Origin of the sequence: Corallococcus exercitus (assembly GCF_042231735.1) — a bacterium.
Classification (GTDB): Bacteria; Myxococcota; Myxococcia; order Myxococcales; family Myxococcaceae; genus Corallococcus; species Corallococcus exercitus_B.
This window is the reverse complement of sequence record NZ_CP102577.1, coordinates 3,414,852-3,438,458: the sequence shown is the minus strand read 5'-3', so window position 1 is coordinate 3,438,458 and position 23,607 is coordinate 3,414,852. Positions and strand designations below refer to the sequence as shown.

General features: G+C 71.4%; 18 protein-coding genes. 9 read left to right on the top strand and 9 right to left on the bottom strand.

Going from position 1 to position 23,607, the window contains the following annotated elements:
• Positions 1-10 precede the first annotated feature (10 nt).
• Positions 11-2,017: a biosynthetic arginine decarboxylase gene (gene speA / locus NR792_RS13155; RefSeq protein WP_207056084.1), complete on the bottom strand. Its 2,007-nt coding sequence runs from the start codon at positions 2,015-2,017 to the stop codon at positions 11-13.
• Between the two features lie 236 nt (positions 2,018-2,253).
• On the opposite strand from speA, the gene clpX reads away from it, so the two are divergent.
• Positions 2,254-3,330, top strand: a complete 1,077-nt coding sequence (gene clpX, locus NR792_RS13150) for an ATP-dependent Clp protease ATP-binding subunit ClpX (protein WP_375760394.1) — start codon at positions 2,254-2,256, stop codon at positions 3,328-3,330.
• On the opposite strand, the gene NR792_RS13145 is transcribed toward clpX, so the two are convergent.
• The 3 genes from NR792_RS13145 to dnaK all read right to left on the bottom strand — a co-directional run bounded on the left by NR792_RS13145 (position 3,320) and on the right by dnaK (position 8,392).
• Entirely contained in the window at positions 3,320-4,084 is a 765-nt protein-coding gene (locus NR792_RS13145; protein ID WP_375760393.1) for a CvpA family protein, read from the bottom strand. The two genes, clpX and NR792_RS13145, sit on opposite strands and share 11 nt — an antisense overlap.
• Before the next feature lie 21 nt (positions 4,085-4,105).
• Positions 4,106-5,446 (bottom strand): DnaJ domain-containing protein, encoded by a 1,341-nt coding sequence (locus tag NR792_RS13140; protein ID WP_375760392.1) that lies wholly within the window; start codon positions 5,444-5,446, stop codon positions 4,106-4,108.
• Positions 5,447-6,784: 1,338 nt separating this feature from the next.
• Entirely contained in the window at positions 6,785-8,392 is a 1,608-nt protein-coding gene (gene dnaK, locus NR792_RS13135; protein WP_375760391.1) for a molecular chaperone DnaK, read from the bottom strand.
• A 213-nt stretch (positions 8,393-8,605) separates the two neighbouring features.
• On the opposite strand from dnaK, the gene NR792_RS13130 reads away from it, so the two are divergent.
• Positions 8,606-9,439, top strand: a complete 834-nt coding sequence (locus NR792_RS13130) for a class II glutamine amidotransferase (protein ID WP_375760390.1) — start codon at positions 8,606-8,608, stop codon at positions 9,437-9,439.
• A gap of 7 nt (positions 9,440-9,446) precedes the next feature.
• On the opposite strand, the gene mrtX is transcribed toward NR792_RS13130, so the two are convergent.
• From mrtX to polX, 3 genes are read right to left on the bottom strand one after another with little or no spacing between them, the layout of a single operon-like run.
• Positions 9,447-10,172 (bottom strand): myxosortase MrtX, encoded by a 726-nt coding sequence (gene mrtX, locus NR792_RS13125; RefSeq protein ID WP_375760389.1) that lies wholly within the window; start codon positions 10,170-10,172, stop codon positions 9,447-9,449.
• Positions 10,169-10,780, bottom strand: a complete 612-nt coding sequence (locus tag NR792_RS13120) for a serine protease (RefSeq protein ID WP_375760388.1) — start codon at positions 10,778-10,780, stop codon at positions 10,169-10,171. The genes mrtX and NR792_RS13120 overlap by 4 nt, the downstream gene beginning before the upstream one ends.
• A 19-nt stretch (positions 10,781-10,799) precedes the next feature.
• Positions 10,800-12,560: a DNA polymerase/3'-5' exonuclease PolX gene (gene polX / locus NR792_RS13115; protein WP_375760387.1), complete on the bottom strand. Its 1,761-nt coding sequence runs from the start codon at positions 12,558-12,560 to the stop codon at positions 10,800-10,802.
• A gap of 66 nt (positions 12,561-12,626) precedes the next feature.
• On the opposite strand from polX, the gene NR792_RS13110 reads away from it, so the two are divergent.
• From NR792_RS13110 to eutB, 7 genes are all read left to right on the top strand, one after another.
• Positions 12,627-12,941 carry a Rieske 2Fe-2S domain-containing protein gene (locus NR792_RS13110; protein WP_120526926.1) on the top strand — a complete coding sequence of 105 codons (315 nt, stop codon included), beginning with the start codon at positions 12,627-12,629 and terminating at the stop codon, positions 12,939-12,941.
• Positions 12,942-13,193: 252 nt separating this feature from the next.
• A complete protein-coding gene (locus NR792_RS13105) occupies positions 13,194-13,661 on the top strand; it encodes a molybdenum cofactor biosynthesis protein B (protein WP_208752328.1) in 468 nt (155 codons plus the stop codon).
• A gap of 58 nt (positions 13,662-13,719) precedes the next feature.
• Positions 13,720-14,649 carry a TIGR02757 family protein gene (locus tag NR792_RS13100; protein WP_375760386.1) on the top strand — a complete coding sequence of 310 codons (930 nt, stop codon included), beginning with the start codon at positions 13,720-13,722 and terminating at the stop codon, positions 14,647-14,649.
• Between the two features lie 77 nt (positions 14,650-14,726).
• Positions 14,727-16,682 carry an ATP-binding protein gene (locus NR792_RS13095; RefSeq protein ID WP_375760385.1) on the top strand — a complete coding sequence of 652 codons (1,956 nt, stop codon included), beginning with the start codon at positions 14,727-14,729 and terminating at the stop codon, positions 16,680-16,682.
• The gene (locus tag NR792_RS13090; protein WP_375760384.1) at positions 16,679-17,833 is read left to right on the top strand and encodes a hypothetical protein; all 1,155 of its coding nucleotides are present in this window, start codon (positions 16,679-16,681) and stop codon (positions 17,831-17,833) included. Before NR792_RS13095 ends, NR792_RS13090 begins: the two co-directional genes overlap by 4 nt.
• 53 nt (positions 17,834-17,886) lie before the next feature.
• Positions 17,887-19,263 carry a hypothetical protein gene (locus tag NR792_RS13085; protein ID WP_375760383.1) on the top strand — a complete coding sequence of 459 codons (1,377 nt, stop codon included), beginning with the start codon at positions 17,887-17,889 and terminating at the stop codon, positions 19,261-19,263.
• Positions 19,264-19,389: 126 nt separating this feature from the next.
• Positions 19,390-21,645 (top strand): ethanolamine ammonia-lyase subunit EutB, encoded by a 2,256-nt coding sequence (gene eutB / locus NR792_RS13080; RefSeq protein ID WP_375760382.1) that lies wholly within the window; start codon positions 19,390-19,392, stop codon positions 21,643-21,645.
• A gap of 14 nt (positions 21,646-21,659) precedes the next feature.
• Here the strand turns inward: eutB and NR792_RS13075 are convergent, their stop codons facing one another.
• Complete coding sequence (locus tag NR792_RS13075) at positions 21,660-21,914, bottom strand: hypothetical protein (protein WP_375760381.1); 255 nt, start codon at positions 21,912-21,914, stop codon at positions 21,660-21,662.
• A gap of 112 nt (positions 21,915-22,026) precedes the next feature.
• Complete coding sequence (locus tag NR792_RS13070; protein ID WP_375760380.1) at positions 22,027-23,514, bottom strand: phytoene desaturase family protein; 1,488 nt, start codon at positions 23,512-23,514, stop codon at positions 22,027-22,029.
• Positions 23,515-23,607 lie beyond the last annotated feature (93 nt).

Sequence of the window (23,607 nt, the reverse complement as noted above, 5' to 3'; positions counted from 1 at the left end):
GTCAGGGCCTTCAGGTCCCCGAGGGGGAGACGGGGTTGCGCGCCCCGTTCTCCGGCCCGGGCAGCAGGCGCAGCTGGCTGGCGGAGGTGAACGTCGCGTCCACCTCGCGCTCCAGGTACGTGTAGCCGGACAGGCCGTCCTCGTAGACGCGCAGGAGGTTGCGCGACTCGTCCAGGGTGATGCGCCCCTGGCGCAGCGCCAGCTCCGTGAACTTGCGCAGCTTCGCGACGAGGTCGTCCTTGTTGTAGCTCACGTAGTTGAGCACTTCCGTCACCGTGTCCCCGGCGACGACGTGATCAATCAGGTAGCCGCCGCCCGGAGCCAGCGACACTTGCACCGTGTGCGTGTCCCCGAAGAGGTTGTGCAGGTCGCCCAGGATCTCCTGGTACGCGCCGACGAGGAAGATGCCCAGGTAGTAGTCGTCGCTGTTGAGCGCGTGCAGCTCCAGCGCGTCCTTCACCTCGCGCTTGTCGATGAAGTGCTCGATCTTCCCGTCCGAGTCGCAGGTGATGTCCGCCAGCGTCGCGCGCCGGGTCGGCTTCTCCGCCAGGCGGTGGATGGGCATCATCGGGAAGAGCTGATCAATGGCCCACGAGTCCGGCAGCGACTGGAACACGGAGAAGTTGCAGAAGTACGTGTCCGACAGCTGCTTCTCCAGCGACTCCAGCTCCTCCGGAATCTCCCCGGCCTCGCGCGCCACGCGCAAAATCTTGTGGCAGATGGCCCAGTAGAGGTTCTCCGCGGCCACGCGCTGCTCCAGCGACAGGTGGCCCAGGGAGAACAGCTGGAGGCTCTCCTCCTTGGCGTCCTGCGCGTCGTGGAAGGCCTCGATGACGTTCTTGTTCGTGACCTCGCGGAACGTCGAATAGAGGTTGCGCACCACGGAGGGCGCCTTGTCGTCCACCTTGTCGGGCGTCTGGGACGGGTCGAACTCGCTGGTGCCCAGCACGTCCACCACCAGCACCGCGTGGTGCGCGACGACGGCGCGGCCGGACTCGGAGACGAGCGTGGGGTGCGGCACGCCCGCGCGGTCGCAGGCCTCCATCACGCCGAAGACGACGTCGTTGGCGTACTCCTCCGTCGTGTAGTTCATGGAGGACGCGAAGTTCGTCTGGGAGCCGTCGTAGTCCACGCCCAGGCCGCCGCCCACGTCCAGGTACTTCAAGGGCGCGCCCTGGCGGGCCACCTCCACGTAGAAGCAGCCCACCTCGCGCAGCGCGTTCTTCACGTTGCGGATGTTGGAGATCTGGCTGCCCAGGTGGAAGTGAAGCAGCTCGAAGGAGGCGAGCAGGCCCGCGTCCTTCATGAAGCTGATGCAGTTCATCAGCTCCGACGAGGACAGGCCGAACTTGGAGCGGTCACCTCCGGACGCCTCCCACTTGCCGGCGCCGCGCGTGGACAGCTTCACGCGCATGCCCAGCCGCGGGGTGATGCCGGTGCGGCGCGCCACCTCCGCGATGAGGGGCAGCTCGCTGGGCTTCTCCACCACCAGGATGACGTTGCGGCCCAGGCGCGAGTAGAAGAGCGCCGTCTCGATGTACTCCTCGTCCTTGTAGCCGTTGCAGATGACGAGCGCGTCCTCGCTGTCCAGCAGCGCCATCACCGCGAGCAGCTCCGGCTTGCTGCCGGCCTCCAGGCCGTAGGTGTGCTCCTTGCCCGCCTCGATGATGGTCTCCACCACGTAGCGGTGCTGGTTCACCTTGATGGGGTACACGCCCCGGTACAGGCCCTTGTAGCCCTGATCCGCGATGGCCTTCTTGAACGCGTTGTTCAGGTGCACCACGCGGTGGCGCAGCACGTCCGTGAAGCGCAGGAGCAGCGGCAGGCCGATGCCCCGGCGGCGGACCTCGTCCACCAGCTCCTTGAGGTCCATGCTCGGAGCGGCGGGCCCGTCCGGGTGGACGCACACGTGGCCCTTGTCGTTGATGCCGAAGTAGGGCGAGCCCCAGTTGCGGATGCCGTACAGCTCGTGGGCATCGGCCAGGGTCCAGCGGTGCTGAGGGGAGGGAGCGGCCATCGTTGTTTCGTGCCTCCGGTGGAGCGCGCGGCGGGGGGTGGAAACTCCCATGAACACGGGAGGGGGGCCGGACTATCGGAAACGTCCCGGGCATTCAATAGCCGCCTGTTCGAGGAGCAGGCAGGCGGGCAGGGGCCCCATTCGGGGTGCTGGCCCTGGTGGGCCGGTCAGCATCCAATTCCTACCCTTCCTCCTAGGCAGCGCAGGGAGGCCGAGTGGAGAGAAGGGGAGGGTACATGGAGTCGTCCGCACGCAGGGAAGAGGCAGCGCCACTGACCCCGCGGGAGATCTTCGAACGGCTGGATCGCTACGTCATCGGACAGGAAGCAGCGAAGCGGGCGGTGGCCATCGCCGCGCACAACCACCTCAAGCGCATCCAGGCGCGGCGGATGCGCCGGCAGTCCCTCATCAAGAAGTCCAACATCCTGCTCATCGGTCCCACGGGCAGCGGCAAGACGCACATCGCGCGCAACCTGGCGGAGATCCTCCACGTCCCGTTCACCACCGTGGACGCCACCGAGTACACGGAGGCGGGCTACTACGGGAAGGACGTGGAGGTGATGGTGTCCGACCTGCTCTTCAAGGCGAACCACTCCGTGGAGGACACCCAGCGGGGCATCATCTTCATCGACGAGGTGGACAAGATTGCCCGCCGCACCCAGGGCGCGCGCAACGGCGCGGGCAGCCGCGACATCGGCGGTGAGGGCGTGCAGCAGTCGCTCTTGAAGCTGCTGGAGGGGCGCGAGGTGCACGTGCCCATGAACGTGACGCAGGCGTGGAACAAGAGCGACTTCGTGCAGGTGGACACGCGCGACATCCTCTTCATCTGCGCGGGCACGTTCAGCGACCTGCACGACTTCGGCGACGAGGGCGGCCGGGCCATGGGCTTCGGCGCGGACGCGCTCACGGCGAAGCGCAAGGAGAAGCGCATCTCCACGAAGCAGCTGGTGGACTTCGGGATGATGGCGGAGTTCCTGGGCCGCATGCCGGTGATGGTGCAGCTGGAGCGGCTGGGCGAGTCCGACCTCTTGCGCGTGCTCACCGAGCCGCCGGATGCCATCACCCGCGAGTTCAAGGAGCTGCTGTCGCTGGATGAGATTGAGCTGGAGTTCCCGGAGAGCGGCCTGCGGGAGGTGGTGCGCTACTCCATGTCGCGCGGGTTGGGCGCGCGCGGCCTGCGCTCCATCCTGGAGCACGTGATGTCGGACGTCATGTTCGAGGCGCCGGAGCGGCGGCACCGTCAGGTGGCGGTGGACGCGGAGTTCGTGAAGGCCCGGCTCGCGAGCCTGGACGACGTGGAGCTCAACGCTTAGCGGGAGCCGGCTTCTCGGAGGCCCGGGCGGCGGCGCCCAGCCGTGCCGCCGCCTGCGGATCCTGGATGAGCTGGAGCACCACGTCGTTGCGCAGGAGGGCCCGCGTGTCGCCGCGCTCCAGCGCGTCCTGCAGGTCCTGGTGGTTCAGCGCGACCTGGAAGCGCGGGTCCTTGCGCAGGGCCTTGAAGGCCGGGTCGTCCTGGAGCTTCTTCGCCTTGGCGGGGTCGTGGGTGGCCTGGGCCACGCGGACCAGGTCCTCCAGCGGGGCGAACTGGGTCAGCTCGAAGAGGTTGAAGCGGCGGGACAGGTCGAAGGCCATGGAGTCCTTCGGGGCCACGCCCAGGCGCTTGCCGGCGACGACGACGTGCTGCTCCATGAAGGTAAGCGCGCTCAGGCAGACCCAGAAGAGCGCGGCCATCTTCCCCCCGCCGAGGATGAAGCCCAGCGTGCGGTCCATGCCGCGCTCCTCCGGGTCCTTGCCGGAGAGGAAGCGCAGGAGCAGCGCGCCCAGGGCGTAGCGCACGGTGAGCCACGTCACGACGAAGAGGAGCACCGTGCCGAAGAGCGTGCCCACGAGCAGCGGCGAGCCCAGCGCGACGGCGAGCTTGGGGCCAGCGAGGGGCGCGAGCTTGCGCGAGACGAAGTAGCCCGCCGCGAGCCCCACGGAGTTGGCCACCTGCCGGGCGGCGCCGGAGAGGGCGCCGAGGATGCCGAAGAACAGCACCATGCCCAGGAGGATGAGGTCGATGACCATGTCGGTGGGCTCCTGGGGCCGCTAGCGGATCTTGAACGAGGAGTCGCCCTTGGACTTGTCCGCGGTCTGCTTCTGGGCTTCCGCGAGGGCTTCCTTGTAGCGGGCGTTGGAGGGCTCGTAGGTGAGCGCCATCTTGAGGTTGCGCTCGGCGGCGGACGGGTTGCCGGACTCCAGGTCCTTCTGCGCCTGCGCGTAGAACTGGCGGCCCTTGGGATGGGTGCCGATCTGCTCTTCCTGTTCCTTCTTCGCGGCGGCCTTGGTCTCGGACTCGGAGGCGTCGGTGAAGCGCAGCTTCTGCGCGCGGTCCGGGCCGGCGATGTCCGTGAGGTACTTCTTGCGCTTGGTGTCGTCGCGCAGGACGTAATAGGCCTCGGTGACGCGCTTGTAGAGCTCGTTCACCTGGTCCTTGAGGGCCTTGGACTCCAGCTGGAAGAAGCGGTCCGGGTGGTAGACGCGGCTCTCCCGGTAGAAGGCCTTCTTGATGTCGCCAGGCGCGGCGGTGCGCTCCAGGCTGAGCAGCTCGAAGTAGTCCATCTGGTCGAGCTTCGCGCAGCGGGACTCCAGGTCCACGAGCTGTTCCGGACTGAGGGCCGGGCCCTCGGAGGACGGAGGCGGCGGGGGCACGCTGGCGGCGGGAGGACGCGGCGGGGCCACCGGTGGCGGCGTCAGCGGACGGGCGGAGCCGGCGGGTGCCACGGCGGGCAGGGACGTGGTGGGCCGGTTGCCAGGGCGCGGCGGCGCGGGGAGCCCGGGAGCGATGGGCGGGACGACGTGCCCGACGGCGAGCACCGGCGGCGGCGTCCCGACGGTGGGCGGGCTGATCCGGGGCGCGACGGGAGGCGGCGTCACCGGGCCCACGGTGGGGATGGGGCGTGCGGCGGGAGGCACCGGGGCCGGGGTCGCGGCGGGAGGCCGGGCGCCCGCGGGGGCGATGGTGGGCACCGAGGGCGGCCGGGCCGCGGGAGCCACGGGCGGAATCACGGGGCTCAGGGGCTGCATGGTCGGCACGGCCGAGGGCGCGCGGGCCACGGGCGGCGGTGTCGGCATGGCCGCGACGCCGGGCACCGCTGGAGGCATCGCCGGCGGCATGGCGGGAGGCATCGCGGGCGAAGCGCTCGCGGTGGGAGGAACGACCGGCGCGATGCGAGGCATCGACGCGGGGGCCCCGGGAGGCGTCACCGCGCCCACCGCAGGCGTCGCGGTGGTCGGCCGTGCGCCGGTGGGGACCGCTGGAGCCTGGGGCGGAGCCACCGCTCCCACCGCGGGCGTCGCGGTGGTGGGACGCGCGGCGGCGGGCACTGCCGGAGCCTGGGGCGGAGTCACAGCGCCCACCGCAGGCGTCGCGGTGGTGGGGCGTGCCACGGCGGGCACTGCTGGAGCCTGGGGCGGGGCCACCGCGCCGACCGCTGGAATCGCGGAGACGGTGGGGCGAGCAGCGGCGGGCGTTGCCGGAGCCACCGTGCCGACAGCCGGAACCCCCGTGGCGGTGAGGCGCGCAGCAGCGGGCGTTGCTGGAGTCACCGTGCCGACGGCCGGAACCCCCGCGACGGTCGGGCGCGCAGCAGCGGGCGTTGCTGGAGTCACCGTGCCGACGGCCGGAACCCCCGCGACGGTCGGGCGCGCAGCGGCGGGCGTTGCCGGTGCCTGCGGTGGAGCCACCGTGCCGACGGTCGGAATCGCGGTAGCGGTAGGGCGCGCAGCGGCGGGCGTCGCCGGTGCCTGGGGCGGAGCAATGGCGCCGACAGCCGGGACCCCCGTGGCGGTGGGTCGGGCACCTTCGGTGGTTGCAGCCGGTGCTTGAGGCGGAGCGACTGATCCGACGGTTGGAGTCGCCGTGCCCGTGGGTCGGGCGCCTTCGGTGGTTGCTGCCGGTGCTTGAGGCGGAGCGACTGATCCGATGGTCGGAGTCGCCGTGCCCGTGGGGCGAGCACTGGCTGGCGCCGCCGGAGCCTGCGGCGGAGTCACCGCGCCGACGGCCGGAATCGCCGTGACGGTGGGACGGGTCTGCGCGGTCGTCGCAGGAGGCGCGGACGACGCGACGCCGACGGACGGAACCCCGGACACCGTGGGCCGTGAAGCGGCGGGAGTGCCCACCGGTGCGCTGCCCGGAGGTGCCCCACGGGGCGCGGCCCCCATGGGCGCGAGGCCCGCGGGCGTGGGACGCGGAGGCGCTCCACTCGCGGGCGTGACGGGAGGAACACCGCTGGACGACGCAGGTTGCGCCGTCACGGGCGGAACGCCACCCGCCGAAGGAACCTGTGCCGCAGCCGGAGTCACCGATGGGACCTGGCCTGAAGCAGGCCGTGCCGCCGGTGCCGTGACCGAAGGCACCTGCCCGGACGCGGGCCGTGCCGCGGGAACGCCCCCCGCCGAAGGACCCTGTGCCGTCGCCGGAGCCACCGAGGGCACCTGCCCGGACGCGGGCCTTGCCGCGGGAGCCACCGCCGGCACCTGACCCGACGCGGGCCGTGCCGCCGCCGGAGCCAGCGGGGGCGTCACAGGGGGCGGAGTCGCTCTCGCGGCCGGAGCCGTCCCCGGGGGCGGCGGGGCCGCGGCGGGAGGCCGGGGCGCCGTGGGCGGGACGGACGGGGGCACGGAGGCCGTCACGCGGGGCAGCGCCGGACGCGCGGGGGCCTGGGGCGCGGCGGGCCCTGGCGGTGCGCCAGCGTTCGGATCGGAAGGCTCGGACATCGGCGGTGCCTAGTTGGCCACGGCGGGGAGGTCGCTGGCGTTGTGGCCCGCGAGCCGCGTGTTGCGGTTCGACTGGATCGACTGCTGGATGTCCGCCTCCGTCATGCCGGACGACAGGGTGATGGACGTGGACGTCTTCTGGCCCGTCTCCACGTCGCACGCGGACACGTTCACCAGACCGTCCGTGTTGATCTCGAACGTCACTTCGATCTTCACCTCGCCGCGATACCCGATGCGGAAGCCCGAGAACTCGAACTCGCCCAGCATCTCGCACTCCTCGGCGCGGTTGGACTCACCCTGGTACACGCGGATCTTCACCTTCTCCTGCCCGTCGCGGCTGGTGGTGAAGGTCTTCGACCGGTCGATGGGCACCGGCGTGTTCTTGTCGATGATCTTCTCCGTGTACCCACCCACGGTCCCAATCCGCAGCGTCAGCGGCGTGACGTCCACCAGGAACGTCTCCGTCTTGCTGTCCAACAGCGCGTGCGACTGGAGCGCGGCGCCCATGGCCACGACCTGGTCCGGGTTGATGCCCTCCAGCGGCTCCCGCTGGAAGTAGTGCTTCACCGAGTTGCGGATGATGGGCAGCCGCGTGGGCCCGCCCACCAGGATGACCGCGTCGATGTCCGCCGCCGTCAGCCGCGCGCTCTGCAGCGCCTCGTCGCAGACCTTGAACGTGCGCTGCACCAGGTCCATCACCATCCGGTTGAACTGGTCCTGGTTGAGCGTGTTGCGCAGGTCCATCACGTTGCCGTTGGCGTCCTGGCAGATGCCCTGGCAGAGGATCTCCGCGGTGCCGTTCTGGCCCACGTCGATCTTCGCCTTCTCCGCCGCGTCCTTCAGCATCTGCAGGCAGTACTTGTTCTGCCGCAGGTCCAGCCGCGTGCGGCTGAGGAAGTCGTCCGCCATCCACGTCATGATGCGGTCGTCGAAGTCGTCGCCGCCCAGGTACGTGTCGCCCGCCGTCGCGAGCACCTCGAAGACGTCCTTGCCGATCTCCAGGATGGACACGTCGAACGTGCCGCCGCCCAGGTCGTAGACGACGACGCGCTGGTTGACGTCCCGGCCAAAGCCATACGCGAGCGCCGCCGCCGTGGGCTCGTTGAGGATGCGCAGCACCTCCAGGCCCGCGATGCGGCCCGCGTCCTTCGTCGCCTGGCGCTGGTTGTCGTTGAAGTACGCCGGGACGGTGATGACCGCCTTGTGCACCTCGCGGCCCAGGTACGTCTCCGCGACGGCCTTCATCTCCTTGAGCACCAGCGCGGAGATCTCCGGCAGCGAATAGCTGCGGTCCCGCACGCCGATGCGCACCGAGTTGTTGTCGCCCTCGACGATGCGGTACGGCATCACCGCCTGCGCCTTCTTCACCTCGTCGGAGAAGTAGTACCGGCCGATGAGCCGCTTGGCCGAGTACACCGTGTTCTCGGGGCTGGTGATGATGTTCTTCTTCGCCGCGTTGCCCACCAGCACGGACCCTTCCTCCAGGAAGGACACGCACGAGGCATGGGTCGTCTCGCCCCACTCGTTGGGGATGACCGTGGGCTGACCCTCGTGGACGACGGACACGCACGAATAGGACGTGCCCAGGTCGATGCCGATTGCGATGTCGTCCGCCATTCCGTCTCCGGTGAAGACCTGCACCCCGGTCCCTCTGGGAAGAGGGCAGTCGGGAAGCGCCCGGAGGTTAGGCGCCACGTGGTGAGGTGTCAATTCAATGACTGATTAAATGCCAGCCATTTCAAGGGCTTAGCGCCAGAGCAGGGGAGCGGGTTGGCGGCGCTGAACCCCGGGTCCCTGGACCTTATCCCTTGGGTGAAGGGGGGAGTCACCATGTCCGCCATCCTCGCCGCCCTGTCGTCGGATCCCAACCTCCTCCGGTGCGAGCTGCACCGGCTGACGCGGCAGGTCGTCCTCCGCCCGGATGCCCGGGCCAACGCCCTGGGGGTGGGCTCCTATGCCCAGGAGGAGGTGCTCCTGCGCCGCCTGGCGCCGGACCGGGACCTCACGCTGGATGACCTGGGGCCTCCCCACGAATCGGAGGCGGTGCTCTTCCACGCGGGACGGCTGCCGCTCGGCCTGTCGCCCGAGGAGAACACGCAGCCCTTCCGGGCCCGCCACTGGTTGTTCGCCCACCAGGGGCCATTGCCGGACTTCGAGCCCCTGCGCGCACCGCTGCTGTCGCGCGTGCCGGAGCACCTCCAGCGGCAGGTGCGGGGCCCCACCGACAGCGAGCTCCTCTTCGCCCTCTTCCTCACGCACCTGCGCGAGCTGGGGCGCACGGATGATCCGCGCCTGGAGCCCGCTGTCGCCGGCCGCGTGCTGCGCGACACGGTGCGCGAGGTGGAGGCCGCGTTCGTCCGGGCCGGGCAGGTGCGCACGCCGCCGCTGAACCTGGTGGCCACGAATGGCGCCGTGCTGCTCGCCACCCACCGCGGCGAGGCCCCGCTGTACTACACGCGCCTGGAGGGCAGCGTGGAGTGCGCCCACTGCGGCGTGACCGCGGACACGCCGGAGACGCATCCGGAGGTGAGCGCGCACCGCCGCCGCCGCACGGTCGTGGTGGCCAGCCACGTCACGCGCACGCAGGGCTGGGTGGAGCTGCCGCAGGGCACGACGCTGGTGGTGGGCGCGGACCTCCAGGTCCAGCACCTGCCGCCCGCCTGAACGGCCGCTACGGGCCGCCGAAGAACGACTCCTCCAGGAAGCGCACGTAGAGGTTGCAGGCGGCGTGGAAGAGGGAGCAGCCGACAATCGTGCCGGTGCGCTCGCGCATCCAGCCGAAGAGGAGGGCGGGGAAGAACACCGCCAGCCGCCACGTCTGGAAGATGGCCAGGTGGCCCAGCGCGAAGAGGAGCGCGGTCACCCAGAAGGCGCGCCCCAGCCGCGCGCCCAGCACCACGCGCCCCTGCGGCCACGCGTCGCGCAGGCGGGCCTGGAGGTAGCCCCGGTAGAAGAACTCCTCCGGCAGGGCCACGACGAAGAGCTGATCAATCACCCACTCGCCGAAGCGCGGGGGCAGGCGCGGCTGGAAGTGGCCCTCGCCGATGATGGGCGTCAGGTGCCGCGCGAGCCCGGGCGGCAGGTGCGGCACCACCTGCACGAAGCCGGCGAAGCCCGCGAAGAACAGCGGCCCCACGATGGCGGACATCACCAGGAACAGGCGCACGTCCTGCTTCCACGCGCGCAAGCTGAGGCCGTAGTCGCGGTAGTCCTCGTCGCGCCAGCGCATGGGGATGAGCGGCAGGTAGAGGAAGCCCACCGTGGCCACCAGCTTGGGCACGCTGCTGCCCCCGGCGAGGACGAACGCCACGACGATGCCCAGGAAGCCCAGCGCCCAGAGGCCCACCGCCTCCTGCACCGCGCTCATGCGGAAGGGCGGCCCCGCGGGGCGGCTCATGGCGTGTCCGCCGAGGCGAGCTCCGCCTTCACCGCGGACAGGGGCAGGGCCCGCGCGCCACGGCCCCGGCGCTCGACGACGACGCCGACGAGCCGCCCATCCCCGTCATACAGCGGGCTGCCCGGCGCGAGCGTGAGGTCCACGTCGAAGAACGGCGCGGGCGCGGCCTTCGCCAGCGTGGCCCTGGGCGTGTCCCGCTGGCCCTTCTTGCGCGCGGGCATGACGCCCACCACCCAGCGGCCCGCGAGCCCCTCCGGCACCAGCCGCACCGGCGCCGCGGGCCACGCGCCCTGGGGGCCCGCCACCACCGCGACCTGGAGGGCGGTGCTGCAGAGCACCACGCGCGCCGTCAGCGCATTGCCCGCGTGCTCCACCTGGGCGGACTCCGGGCCCACGAGCGACACGGCGGTGAGCACCTGGCCGTCCGCGCCCACGATGATGCCGGGGCCCGCGTGCTGGGGGCCGCGCACGCGCACCGACGAGCGGGCGTGCAGCTCCAGCACGCGCTGGAGGTCGGCGCGCGACGGACGGGCCTCCGCGCCGGCCCGCGTGGGCAGGGCCAGGAGGAAGCAGAGGAGGGCGGGGATGAGGACGAGCGGGCGGAACATCTTCGCGCCCGCGAGCCTATCAGCGCTCCCGCAGGGCGGCGAGGAAGCTCTCGGCGGACCGGGTGTTGAGGATGTCCTTCTTCCTCGCCCAGCCCCGGCGCGCCGTGGCCACCGCGTAGGCCAGGTTCTTCAGGTCCTCCTGCCGGTGCGCGTCGCAGCTCACCACCAGCTTCACCCCGAGTCCCACGGCCTGCCGCACGTACTCGGCCTTGAGGTCCAGGCGCGCCGGCTTGCCGTTGATCTCCACCGCGACGCCGCGCTCGCGGGCGCGCTCCAGCACCTCCTGCATGCGCAGCGCGTACGGCTCGCGGCTCGGGAGGAGGCGCCCGGTGGGGTGTCCCAGGATGTGCAGGTGCGGGTTGTCCAGCGCGGCCAGCACCCGGCGCGTCATCTGGTCCTCGTCCATGGAGTGGCGCACGTGGATGGAGGCGATGACGACCTCCAGCTGCTCCAGCACGCTGTCCGCGTAGTCCAGCGCCCCCGACTCCAGGATGTCCACCTCGATGCCCTTGAGCAGCCGCACGCCGGGCACCGCCGCGTTCACGCGGTCGATCTCCTCCCACTGCCGCTTGAGGTCATCCACCTTCAGGCCGCCCGCGTGGATGGCCGCCTCGCTGTGCTCGGTGACGGTGAGGTACTTGAGCCCCAGCGCCTGCGCCGCGCGCGCCATCTCCTCCAGCGTGTTGCGGCCGTCGGACCAGGTGCTGTGCGCGTGCACCGCGCCCTGCACGTCCTCGAGCGTCACCAGGTCCTCCGGCAGCTTGCCGGCCCGCGCAGCCTCGAACTCGCCGTTGTCCTCGCGCAGCTCCGGCGGCACCTCCTGCATGTCCAGCAGCCGGTACAGCGTCGCCTCGTCCGGGACGGGGACCTTGGTGCCGTCCTCGCGGTGCACGCCCCACTCGGAAATCTTCAGGCCCTTCTCGTGGCCCAGGTTGCGCAGCCGGATGTGGTGCGCCTTGGAGCCGGTGAAGTGGTGCAGCGCGGTGGCGAAGTCCTCGTCCGGCAGCACGCGCAGGTCCACCTGGAGGTCGCCCTGCACCATGCGCACGGAGCACTTGCTGTCGCCCTTGCCCAGCACCGTGGCCACGCCCGGCGCGTTCGCGAGCGCGTCCAGCACCGGCCCCGCGTCCGGCGCGGAGGCGATGAGGTCCACGTCCGACACCGTCTCCGCGCGACGGCGCACGCTGCCGCCCAGGCTGGCGCGCACCACGCCGGGGGCCTGGCGGATCCGCTCCAGCAGCCCTTCCGCGATGGGCAGCGCGTCACCCAGCAGCTTCCGCTCGCCGCGTGCGCGCCGGTACACCGCGATGCCGTCCAGGAGCTTCGCCTCGCTCTTGGGGCCAAAGCCCTTGAGCTCCCGCACGCGGCCGTCCTTGCAGGCACGCTCCAGGTCCTCGACGCTGCCGACCTTCAGCTCGCTCCACAGGGCCGCCACCTTCTTCGGGCCCACGTCCGGCAGCTTCATCAGCTCCAGCAGGCCGGCGGGGAACCGGGCCTTCAGCTCCTCGAAGGCGCTCATGCGGCCGGTCGTCACCAGCTCGGTGAGCTTGTCGGCGAGCCCCGGGCCGATGCCCTGGAGCTCCTGCAGGCGGCCCTCGGTGACGATGGCGCCCAGCTCCTGCGGCAGGTTCGCGATGCGGTCCGCGGCGATGTCGTAGGCGCGGACGCGAAAGCCGCTCTGGCCCTGGAGCTGGAGCAGGAGGGACATGTCCCGGAGGAGCTGGGCGACGGCCGCCTTGTCGGTGAGCACGGCGGTGGAGGGTGTCACGTCGGGAGTCACGGTCGGGAAATTAATGCCGGGGGAACGGGGGTGCAGGCCCGGACGCGTTGTGGGAAAAGGAACGCAATGACGAAGATCAAGCTGGGACCCGCGGACTTCGCCGAGAGGGAGATGCGGGGCTACGAAGTGGGCAAGCGCAACGTCTGCATCGCGAAGATCCACGGCCGCTACAAGGGCCTCGATGACTGGTGCAACCACGCCGGCTGCCTGCTGTCGGGCGGGCGCATCGAGGACAACATGGTCGTGTGCCCCTGCCACGAAGTCGGCTTCGACATGGACACGGGCCAGAACGCCACCTCTCCCGGCGTCTGTGACGACCAGCCGACGGTGCAGCTCACGGTCGAGGACGGAAACCTCGTCGTCGACCTTCCCGACGCCTGACCTTCGCACCGCCACCTTCCGCCTTCAGGAGCGTCCACCATGGGACACGACGGACACGATCACGACCATGACCACGGTCATGGCCACGGCCACCACCACCACGGGCATTCGCACGACCACGGTCACGGCCACTCGCACGACCACGACCATGACCACTCGCACGGCCATGACCACGGTCACTCGCACGGCCATGACCACGGGCATTCGCACGAGGGCTCGGCGGTGGCGGCGGAGCACAAGGCGCGCGCGCCGGTGCATGTCAGCGCGTACGTGGTGACGTGCTCGGACAGCCGGGACGAGGCGCACGACGGCAGCGGGAAGGACCTGCGCGAGGGGCTGGCCGCCGCGGGGCACACCGTCGCCGGTCACACGGTGGTGAAGGATGATCCGGAGGCCATCCGCGGCGCGCTCGCGCAGGCGCAGGCGGCGGGGGCCCGCGCGGTGCTCTTCACGGGCGGCACGGGCATTGGCCGGCGCGACTGCACGGTGGAGACGCTTCGCGCGCTCTTCGAGAAGGAGCTGCCCGGCTTCGGCGAGCTGTTCCGGATGCTGTCGTACCAGCGCATCGGCAGCCCCGCGATGATGTCGCGCGCCACGGCGGGCACCTACCAGGGGATGATCCTCTTCGCGCTGCCGGGCTCGCCGCAGGCGGTGCGGCTGGCGCTGGACGCGCTCATCCTCCCGGAGCTGGGCCACGCGGTGCGCGAGCTCACGCGTTAGGACTGGAAGGGCGCGGCCCTTTCGCCGTGTTCCTACCGACCACGTGGGAGTCCGCGAGATGAAGAAGCGCCGTGCCACGCACACAGGGTTGAGCATCCAGGCGGCCGAGCGGCTGCGCCCCCGCCTGGATGCCTTCCTGGCCTCCACCGACGCGAAGGCACGCATCGGGTTCGACCCGGTGGAGTTCCCCCACCGCTACACGGACCCGCGCGACGTGGAGGTCAGCGCGCTGCTCGCGGCGGCGCTGGCGTACGGGCGCGCGGACCTCTTCCGCCCGAAGGTGGACGCGCTCCTGAGGCAGATGGGCCCCTCGCCCGCGGCCTTCGTGCGCGCGCTGGACGTGGCGGGAGCGAAGGCGCTCCTCACGGGCTTCGTGTACCGCTTCAACGTGGGCACCGACCTCGCGGTGCTGCTGCTGGGCATGGGCCGCGCGCTGCGCGAGCACGGCAGCCTGGAGGCCCTGTTCGTCCAGGGCTGGAGGGCGAGCGGCACGCTCCACGGCGCGCTCGCGGCCTTCACCGCCGCGCTGCGGGACGTGCCCATGGAGGCGCTCCGCGAGGCGATGGGGCCGGAGCGCGGCCTGCACCACCTGCTGCCGTCGCCGCTGGGGCCGGGCGCGGCGAAGCGCCTCAACCTGTACCTGCGCTGGATGGTGCGCGGACCGGACGCGGTGGACTTCGGCATCTGGAAGCAGGTGCCTGCATCAGCACTGCTGGTCCCATTGGACACGCACATCGGACGCATGGCGCTGCACCTGGGGCTCACGAAGCGCACGGACCTCACCTGGCGCACGGCGGAGGAGGTGACGGCGTCCCTGCGGGCGCTCGATCCGGAAGACCCCGTCCGCTACGACTTTGCTTTGTGCCACTACGGCATGAGTGGTGCGTGCCCGGCGAAGACGGTGCCCCAGCACTGCGCGCGGTGTGCGCTCCTACCTTCCTGCAAGGTAGGGCCCCGCGTGGTGGCACGAGGTTCCGTGCAAATCTGAGTCCCACCGGACCCGGAAATGGGCTACGGGCAGTCCGCGAGGCCCCGCGTTGACGGGTTGGTGGGGTCAAGGCTGCAATGCTGACGGGCAACGCGGGCGGAAGAATCCCGTGGGGCGCGAGGAGCGACGCGGTGCACGCAATGCTGGTGGCGGTCCCAGCCACGGTGGCCCAGGACGTGGAGCGCGACTTGTGCGCCACGGCCGAAGGGCGCGCGTGTCGCGTCCTCCGCGTCGAGTCTCCGCCGGAGCCGCTGCCCGAGGGACTCCTCGTCCTGTGGGACCACGGCGGCCCGCTGGAGGCCGTGAAGGCGCGCTGCCAGTGGGCGCACGCGCGGCGGCTGCAGACGCGCACGTGGCTGGTGGTGCTGACGACGCGCGACGGCGAGGAGGCGGAGACGCTGATCAGCGCGGGCGCGGATGAGTGCGTGGCCCCGCCCGGCACGCGCTGGGGCGCGCGGCTGGTGGCGCTCCGGCGCAGGTCCTCGGACGGGGACGCGCAGGCGCTCAGGCGGGCCCGCGACATGTTCCAGGGCGCGCTGGACGCGGTGCCGGAGCCGCTGTTCATCAAGGACCGCGAGCACCGGCTGGTGGCGATGAACGCCGCCTACTGCCGCCTGCTGGACCTGCCCGCCGAAGCGCTGCGCGGCACCATCACCTCTCCGCAGGCGCCGCCGCATGAAGCGGAGGCGTCGTGGCGTCAGGACGAGCGCGCCTTCACCACCGGGCAGACGGTGGAGGACGAGGGCGCCTTCACCGACTCCAAGGGCCGCTCGCGCGAGGTGCTCACGCAGCGGGCCGCGTACGCGCTGCCCAACGGCGAGCGCTTCCTCGTGGGGCTCGTGCGCGACGTCACCGAGCGCACCCGCCTGGAGGCGCAGCGGCGGCTGGCGGAGCGGATGACGTCCGTGGGCACGCTGGCCGCGGGCGTCGCGCATGAAATCAACAACCCGCTCTCCTACGTGACCTCCAACCTGGCCTACCTCTGGGAGCGCGTGGCCCAGCCGGTGGTGCCGGTGCCCACCGAGCAGCTGGAGGAGCTGCGGCAGGTGGTGGCCGAGGCGCTGGAGGGCGCGGGGCGCGTGCGCTCCATCGTGCGCGACCTGCGGACGTTCTCGCGCACGGAGGAGGAGCAGCACGGGCCGGTGGACGTGCGGCGCGCGGTGGAGGGCGCGGTCAAGCTGATGCGCGACGAGCTCCAGCACCGCGCGCACCTGACCTGCGAGCTGGAGCCGGTGGCGGCGGTGCACGGCAACGAGGGCCGGCTGGCCCAGGTCGTCACCCATCTGCTGATGAACGCGCTCCAGGCCTTCGGCGAGCGGCCTCCGCAGGAGAACCAGCTGCGGCTGCGCCTGCGCCCGGGCCGCGAGGGCCACGTGCTCATCGAGGTGGAGGACAACGGGGCGGGGATGCCCGCGGAGGTGCGCCAGCGCATCTTCGATCCGTTCTTCACCACGCGCTCGCCCAAGGGCGGCACGGGCCTGGGCCTGTCCATCTGCCTCACGCTGGTGCACGCGATGGGGGGCCACATCGAGGTCGCCAGCGAGCAGGGCCAGGGCAGCCTCTTCCGCGTGGAGCTGCCGGCGCTCAGCCTGCCGCCCGAGGCCCTCCGGCCCGCGCAGGCGGTCGCGGCTCCGGCGGAGGAGCCCTCGCAGACGGTGCGCGCGACGCGCAACCTGCGCAGGCTGCTGCTCATCGACGACGAGCCGGCGGTGGGCAGCGCGGTGAGCCGGCTCTTGCGCAACCTCTACGAGGTGCACGTCATCCAGGACGCGCGCGAGGCGCTGCGGCGGCTGTCGCACGGCGAGAAGTTCGACGCCATCCTCTGCGACCTGATGATGCCGGGCATGAGCGGCATGGACTTCCTGGTGGAGCTGGAGCGGCTGGCGCCGGAGCTGGCGCCGCGCACCGGCCTGATGACGGGCGGGGTGAACCCGCAGGCCCGTGAGTTCGTGGGCCGTCGCGCGCGGGAGCTGCTGGAGAAGCCCTTCGAGCGCGACCAGCTGTGCACCTTCGTCGAAACCCTGATGCAATGAAGCCGCGGACGCGCTGGACGCTGGGGGCCGTGCTGGCGGCCCTGCTGCTCGCGGTCGTCCTCCTGGTGCCCCCCGAGCTGCGAGGGCTGTCCTTCGTGCTGCGCGCGGCGGGCCTGCACGGCGCCGTGGTGGATTCCCTGGCCCGCCACGGCACCGGGGCCTTCACCGTCACGGACCTGAGCGTGCCCACGCGCCACGGGCCGGTGCGCGGGCGGCTCTACCAACCGGATCAACGCAAGGGCCGGCTCATCGTGCTCACGTCCGGCGTGCACGCGGCCGGCATCGACGAGCCCCGGCTGGTGAAGCTGGCGGAGGACCTGGCCATGGGCGGACAGCCGGTGCTCACGCCGGAGCCGCCGGACCTGCTGCGCTACGAAATCACGCCGCGCCTGCCGGACGTCATCGAGGACACGGCCCTCTGGGCGCTGGGCCCGGGAGCGCTGGCGCCCGAGGGAGAGGTGGACCTCTTCGGCATCAGCTTCTCCGGAGGCCTGTCCGTCGTCGCGGCGGGCCGCCCCGCGCTGCGCGACCGGGTGGCCGCGGTGCTGTCCTTCGGGGGACACGGGGAGCTGTCTCGCGTGCTGTCGTTCCTGTGCACGGGCGTGCAGGCGGACGGCGTGAAGCGCAGGCCCCATGACTACGGCGTGGTCGTCATCCTGCTGAACGTCGCGGACCGGCTGGTGCCGCCGGAGCAGGTGGAGGCGCTGCGCCAGGGCGTCCTGAAGTTCATGCACGCGTCGCACCTGACGCTCGTGGACAGCAAGCAGGCGGAGGCCGCGTTCGCGGAGGCGCGCGCGATGGAGGCCGCGTTGCCGGAGCCCGCCGCCACGCTGCTGCACCAGGTGAACACGCGCGACGTGGCCGCGCTGGGGCCCCGGTTGCTGCCCTTCGTGAAGGGCTTCGCCGGAGACCCCTCGCTGTCGCCGGAGCGCTCGCCCGCGCCACGGGCGCCGGTGTACCTGCTGCACGGGACGGACGACTCCGTCATCCCCGCCATCGAGTCCACGCTGCTGGCCCGAGCGCTGAAGCCGCACACGCACGTGCACCTGCGGCCCACGCCGTTGATCACCCACGCGGAGATGGACCGGCAGGCCAGCGTGATGGAGTCCCTGAAGATGGTGCGCTTCTGGTCGGCCCTCCTCGGCGAGTAGTTCGCCACCCCGCGACTTGACGGCCGAGCCCGTGAGCGGATGCCATGGCGGACATGTCCGTGTCCCTCGTGGTGTCTTTCGGGTTGGGTTGGCTGTTGGCGGCCGCGCCTTCGCAGCTCGTCCCGTGTCCGCCGGGCGCTTCGGATTGGAACGCGGCGAACGCGGAGTTGGCCGCGTTCAATGCGCGGATGGAGGCGCTCCCGGAGGACGGGGACGTGGAGGAGGCGCGGACGGGCCTCATGCTCCTGCTGAGCCACCGCTGCTTCGGCATCGCTCGTGAGGAGGAGGGCCGGGAGCCGCTGAGCTGGGACGAGGAAGACGCCGTGCCCGCGCTCGCGTTGAAGACGTGGTGGCGCGACGGGGGCAAGGCGTACTTCACGTCGCAGCTGGAGCTGGGCCGTGTCGGGGCGCGGACCGTCGTGATTCCTCCGGACCTTCGCGACGTGCTGGCGCGAGAAGCTTCGCCGACGCATCGGCTGGCCCCCCTGCTGTGTCCCTTGAAGGCCGGTGCGTGCGGCGCGGCGACCGAAGCCTGGCGCGCACGGGCGGAGAAGGCCTTCCGGCTGGAGAACCGCCGCCCCGGTACGTTCGACGAGGATCCACCGCCTCCGCCCGACTGCATGAAGGAAGCCCGGAAGCAGCCAGCGCGGCTTCGCTACAAGGCGTGGCGAGGATGCCTCGCGATCAACCCGCAGGCGCGGAATGTCCAGACGGTGCTGCCGCTGGGACGCATCCGCGTGCCGGCCGACGGCTGGCTGGTGATTCGGGGCCGCCGGGGGCACTACGACTTCTGTGATCAGCTCGACGCCTACCATCTGGCGACGGGGACCGCGTACCGCTCGCGCAGTTGCTCCAATCTGGCGTTGAGGTCCGACGGCAAGGTGGACGCGGCGGGAACGGACGCCGCACGCCAGTCCGGTGTGAGGGTGGGGCGCGTGTCACCGGAGCGGATCCGCGAGCTGATGTGGATGTTGCTGCTGGAGCCCGAAGTGAAGGACGGCGTGCAGGTGGAGGCCGTGCGCATCCCGGTGCCGAAGGGCCTCCGCGTCGAGTGGCCCAAGACCGATGAAGGACACCTGGGCGGGGTCGCCGGTGGGGTCTTCGGAGGCTCCACGGCGCAGACGCGCCTGAGCTGGAACTGGTTTCCTCCGGGAGGCGCGGAGCTCCTGTCAGGCCAGTTCACGTTCCCCTATTCGTGGGCTCCCGGCGAGGACCACGCGAACGTGCTCATGAAGGACGCGGAGGCCACGTTCCAGGAAGGCTGCCCGGCGGCGCCCGTCCCCGTCAGGGAGCTGGACTTCACGCGCGAGCCCGGCGTCAACAGGCTCGATGCGCCGGAAGGGGTGTCCCGGGTGCAGGATGCGCGGGTGGACGCGCTGCTCACCTGGAAGCCTCCAGCGGGCTGCGTGCCGGGCAGGGACGGTGGCTGAGGCTCTTTGCCTGCTAACGATTGCAACTCCAAGCATCGTGGTGAGCAGGCGTCCGGGCGTTGCACAGGTGACAGCGCCTTCGGGGGATGGTGGCGCGGCGCCACCGCCGGTTAAACCTCTCGCCCCATGAGCGTCTGTCTTCCCGACGTCCTCCCCCACGAAGATGTCTTCGACTACGTGCAGCGCCTGACGGGCGGCTTCGACGCGCGCCTGTATCAGCAGCTCCTGGGCGCTGCGAACGCGTTCAAGGAAGGCGACGCGGCCATCGGTGTCGCGGCGGAGGACGAGGCTTCGCGGGAGACGGCGCGGACCCTGCTGTCGCGCACGCGGCTGGACGACGTGCACGCGCATCCTCCGTTCGAGGACCGGCTGCACATCTTCAACCTGGAGGCGTGGGACTCCGCGCGCTGGAAGCGCGTGGCGGACTGGACGCTGGGACGGCTCAAGGGCTTCCTGCTCACCGCGCCCGAGGCGGAGGTGCACGCCGTCATCGACGGGCTCCCCAGCGACGTCATCGCGTGCGTCGTGAAGCTGATGACCGACGCGGAGCTGAAGGCGGTGGGTGGGCGCATCTTCCATCCGTTGCCGGGCAGCCGCGTGGGCGCGAAGGGCTACCTGGGCGCGCGGTTGCAGCCCAACTCGCCCACGGATCATCCGGAGGACATCCGCTGGCAGGTCTTCAACGGGTGGTCCTTCGCGGTGGGCGACGTGGTGCTGGGCACCAACCCGGTGTCGTCGGACGTCGCGTCGGTGGCCGCGGTGGAGTCCGCGCTGCACGACGTGCTGACGACGTTCGGGCTGGAGGAGGTGATGCCCCACTGCGTGCTCGCGCACATCGACGTGCAGGCGCAGGTGGAGGCGCTGCAACCGGGCACCACGGGCATCTGGTTCCAGAGCCTGGGTGGGAACGAGGCCGCCAACCGCACCTTCGACGTGACGCTGGAGAAGATGGTCGCGCACACGGCGGCGCGCACCGGACGCTGGGGCCTGTACTTCGAGACGGGGCAGGGCGCGGACGCGACGAACGGGCATCACCACGGCACGGACATGCTCATCCACGAGTCGCGCAAGTACGGCTTCGCGCGGGCCCTGAAGCGCCGGGTGGCCATCGCGCAGGCCGGCGCGGGGCGTGAGGCGGCGCCGTGGGTGCACGTCAACGACGTGGCGGGCTTCATCGGGCCGGAGGTGTTCCGCACGCGCGAGCAGCTGGTGCGCTGCTGCCTGGAAGACATCGTGATGGGCAAGCTGCACGGCCTCACGCTGGGCCTGGACGTGTGCTCCACGCTGCACATGGACGTGACGCTGGATGACCTGGGCTGGTGCCAGGATCAGCTCGCGGAAGCCGGGCCCGCGTACCTGATGGCGCTGCCCACGCGGAATGATCCGATGCTCAGCTACCTCACCACGTCCTTCCAGGACCACGTGCGGCTGCGCGAGCGGCACGGCCTGAGGGTGGATGACCGGATGTGGGCGTTCTTCCAGCGCCTGGGCGTCATCGACGCCGACGGCCGGCCCACGAAGCACTTCGGTGACCCCGCCCACGTCTACGTGCACTACCGCCGGGCCAAGGGCGACACGCGTCCGGAGGCGGAGCTGCGCGCGGAGGCGGAGACGCGGATGGCCCAGGTGCGCGCCCGGAGCGTGCCGCTGGCGGTGGGGCACGGCAAGGAGACCTGGACGCTGGAGCCCCCGCTGGAGAAGGACCTGCGGCGGCTGTACGAGGACGCCAAGGTGGGGTTGTGGTCGGAGCTGTCCGACGCGGCGGTGGAGTCCCTGCCGGGCGCGGTGCGGCTGCGGACGTGCTCCGAGGACCGGCGCGACTACATCCTGCATCCGCCGTCGGGCGAGTCGCTGGACGAGACGTCGGAGGCCACGGTGCGCGCGCTGCGCGACCGGCACGGCGGACGGTGGGACGCGCAGGTCGTCATCTCGGACGGCCTGGATCCGCGCTCGCTGATGGACGCGGGCCACCTGCCGCCGTTCCTGGACACGCTGCGCGCGGAGCTGGCGGCGCAGGGCTGGAGCGTGGCGCCCGAGGTGCTGGTGGTGAAGCACGGCCGCGTGCGCGCGGGCTACCAGGTGGGGCGGCTGCTCTTCGGAGCCGAGAACGACCCGAGGCCCCGGGCCCTGGTGCATGTGATTGGAGAGCGCCCCGGCTCCGGACACCACGCCTATTCGGCGTACCTGACGGCGCCGGCCGCGAGCACCTGGGCGCAGCAGGGCGCGGTGGACCACGACCGCACGCGGCTCATCGCGGGCATCTCCGACACGAGCGTGCGTCCCGAGGACGCCGCCCGCGAAGCCGTGCGCATCCTGGAGGAGCTGGCGGACACCGCGCGCACCATGCCCCCGAGCGCCGGGGACACGGTGGCCACGGGCTGAACCTCAACGTGCGCCTAGCAGCTGGTGTTCTCCCAGTAGCTCGTGGACACCTGGCCCCAGTTCACCCAGCTGCCGCAGTAGCACCCGCGCTGCCCGACGATGATCGAGTGGGACGCGTCGTTGAAGTACGTGATCATGTTGTCGGTGTTGAGGCAGTCGGGCAGCGGAGCCTCCTGCGAGGCCAGCTCCGGCTGCGCCTCTTCCTGCTCCATGGGACCGCCGCAGCCCACCGCCATCGCCAACAGACCGCCAATCAGGAACGTGCGCATGTGTCCTCCGTGAGGGGGACACAAACCATACGCGGCCCACGACCGCGCTTGAACCCGGTATCGAGGATTCCAGTGAAGCGGTGGATAACGGGTTGGGTTGTAATGCAATGCTCTAGCGCGTCGCGGCGATGCTCGCGGCGGTGCGAACACCACCCACCGCGGTGGCCAGGGTGCTCTGGCCCGGGAACACGGAGTCGCCCACGAGCCACAGGCCGCGCCGGGCCTGGAAAGGTCCCAGGATGCGGTAGTTGTCCAGACCCGCGCGCCGGGGCACGCCGCCCACCGCGCCTGCCTCGCGCAGCGTGAAGCGCTGGAACGTGCGAGGGGACGCCGTCATGACGTGCACGACGTTGGCCATCCACTCCGGAAGCAGCGTGTCCAGGTTCTCGCGCATCCGAGCATGGAGCCCGGCGAAGTAGGACGCCTGCTCCTCCGGCGTCATGGCCGCGAGCTTCTTCAGTGGAACGTGCGTGGACACCGTCACCGTGCGCTGGCCCGGCCGCGCACGCCCCTCGTCCGCCGCCCCACTCACGGAGGCGAAGAGGTGGTTGCCTTCGATGAAGGGGGCCTGCTCGTCGCGCACCATGTCGAAGTGGTGCGCGCCGCCGGAGTCGCCTTCGGGTGGCCGCACCACCAGGTACAGCATCGCCGCGCCCCAGCCACCGTCCACGCGCTCCGCCAGCGCATCCAGCTTGGGGAGCTGCCCCACCCGCGCATCCAGCAGCGTGCGCAGTCCTTGCGGCAACACGTTGGCCACCACGTGCCGGGCGAGCAGCTCACCCCTGCGCGCCGTCACCTTCCAGCCTCCGTCCACGGGCGTCACCGCGCGCACCCGGTTCGCCAGGAGCACGTCACCGCCCCGGTCCGTGATGGCCTTGGTCAGTGCCGTCGCCAGCCGGCCGATGCCGCCCCGGACATGCCCCGTGCCGCGCCAGTAGTAGTCCATCGCCGCGAACGCGAACGGGGTCTCCGCCTCCGCGGCGGAGCACTGCACGGTGATCTGACAGAGCGCATCCAGGTACGTGCGCAGCGGCGTGAAGCCCTCCAGCCCATGCTGCGCGAGCACCGCGCCCAGCGGACGGCCCAGCCACCGCATCAGCGGCGCGTAGGACCACGTGCGCCCCGCGTGCCGCAGCAGCGTCTGCAGGCTCAGCGGCGGCAGCAGGTCCGGGTCATCGAACAGCGGCCACAGCGCACCGGCCACCTGGGCCTGCAACGCGAAGAAGCGCCGCACGCCCTGTACGGGTGCTCCAGGAAGCGCGCAGAGCTCCGCGATGAGCCGCTCCCGGTCGCGGTGCACCGGCAGCCGCAGCCCCGGAGTCCGCAGCTCCACCAGGGGATCCAGCCAGTCCACCGTCACGTCCAGCGCGTGCTCGCGGATCCACCGGCCGAAGAGCTGCTGCTCGCCGAAGCCGGAGAACAGCGTGGCGCCGGACTCGAAGGCGTAGCCGCCGCGCCGGAAGGTGCTCGCGCAGCCACCCGGGTAGTTGAGCCCTTCGCACAGCGCCACCCGGGCGCCCTTGCGGCACAACTCCAATGCGGTGCCCAGGCCGCCGAAGCCCGCACCCACCACCACCGCGTCGTACCAGGTGTCCGCCATTGCGCTTGAAAAGGGACCGGCACCGGAAGCGGGCCGGGGGAGGCCCGCTCCTTCCGGTGCCGGTATCGCGCACATGGCCAGGCGCGACGGGAC

Coding starts and splice junctions, on each gene's coding strand:
- speA (WP_207056084.1), bottom strand. CDS start 2,017: ATGGCCGCTCCCTCCCCTCAGCACCGCTGGACCCTGGCCGATGCCCAC.
- clpX (WP_375760394.1), top strand. CDS start 2,254: ATGGAGTCGTCCGCACGCAGGGAAGAGGCAGCGCCACTGACCCCGCGG.
- NR792_RS13145 (WP_375760393.1), bottom strand. CDS start 4,084: ATGGTCATCGACCTCATCCTCCTGGGCATGGTGCTGTTCTTCGGCATC.
- dnaK (WP_375760391.1), bottom strand. CDS start 8,392: ATGGCGGACGACATCGCAATCGGCATCGACCTGGGCACGTCCTATTCG.
- NR792_RS13130 (WP_375760390.1), top strand. CDS start 8,606: ATGTCCGCCATCCTCGCCGCCCTGTCGTCGGATCCCAACCTCCTCCGG.
- mrtX (WP_375760389.1), bottom strand. CDS start 10,172: ATGAGCCGCCCCGCGGGGCCGCCCTTCCGCATGAGCGCGGTGCAGGAG.
- NR792_RS13120 (WP_375760388.1), bottom strand. CDS start 10,780: ATGTTCCGCCCGCTCGTCCTCATCCCCGCCCTCCTCTGCTTCCTCCTG.
- NR792_RS13110 (WP_120526926.1), top strand. CDS start 12,627: ATGACGAAGATCAAGCTGGGACCCGCGGACTTCGCCGAGAGGGAGATG.
- NR792_RS13100 (WP_375760386.1), top strand. CDS start 13,720: ATGAAGAAGCGCCGTGCCACGCACACAGGGTTGAGCATCCAGGCGGCC.
- NR792_RS13095 (WP_375760385.1), top strand. CDS start 14,727: ATGCTGACGGGCAACGCGGGCGGAAGAATCCCGTGGGGCGCGAGGAGC.
- NR792_RS13090 (WP_375760384.1), top strand. CDS start 16,679: ATGAAGCCGCGGACGCGCTGGACGCTGGGGGCCGTGCTGGCGGCCCTG.
- NR792_RS13085 (WP_375760383.1), top strand. CDS start 17,887: ATGTCCGTGTCCCTCGTGGTGTCTTTCGGGTTGGGTTGGCTGTTGGCG.
- eutB (WP_375760382.1), top strand. CDS start 19,390: ATGAGCGTCTGTCTTCCCGACGTCCTCCCCCACGAAGATGTCTTCGAC.
- NR792_RS13075 (WP_375760381.1), bottom strand. CDS start 21,914: ATGCGCACGTTCCTGATTGGCGGTCTGTTGGCGATGGCGGTGGGCTGC.
- NR792_RS13070 (WP_375760380.1), bottom strand. CDS start 23,514: ATGGCGGACACCTGGTACGACGCGGTGGTGGTGGGTGCGGGCTTCGGC.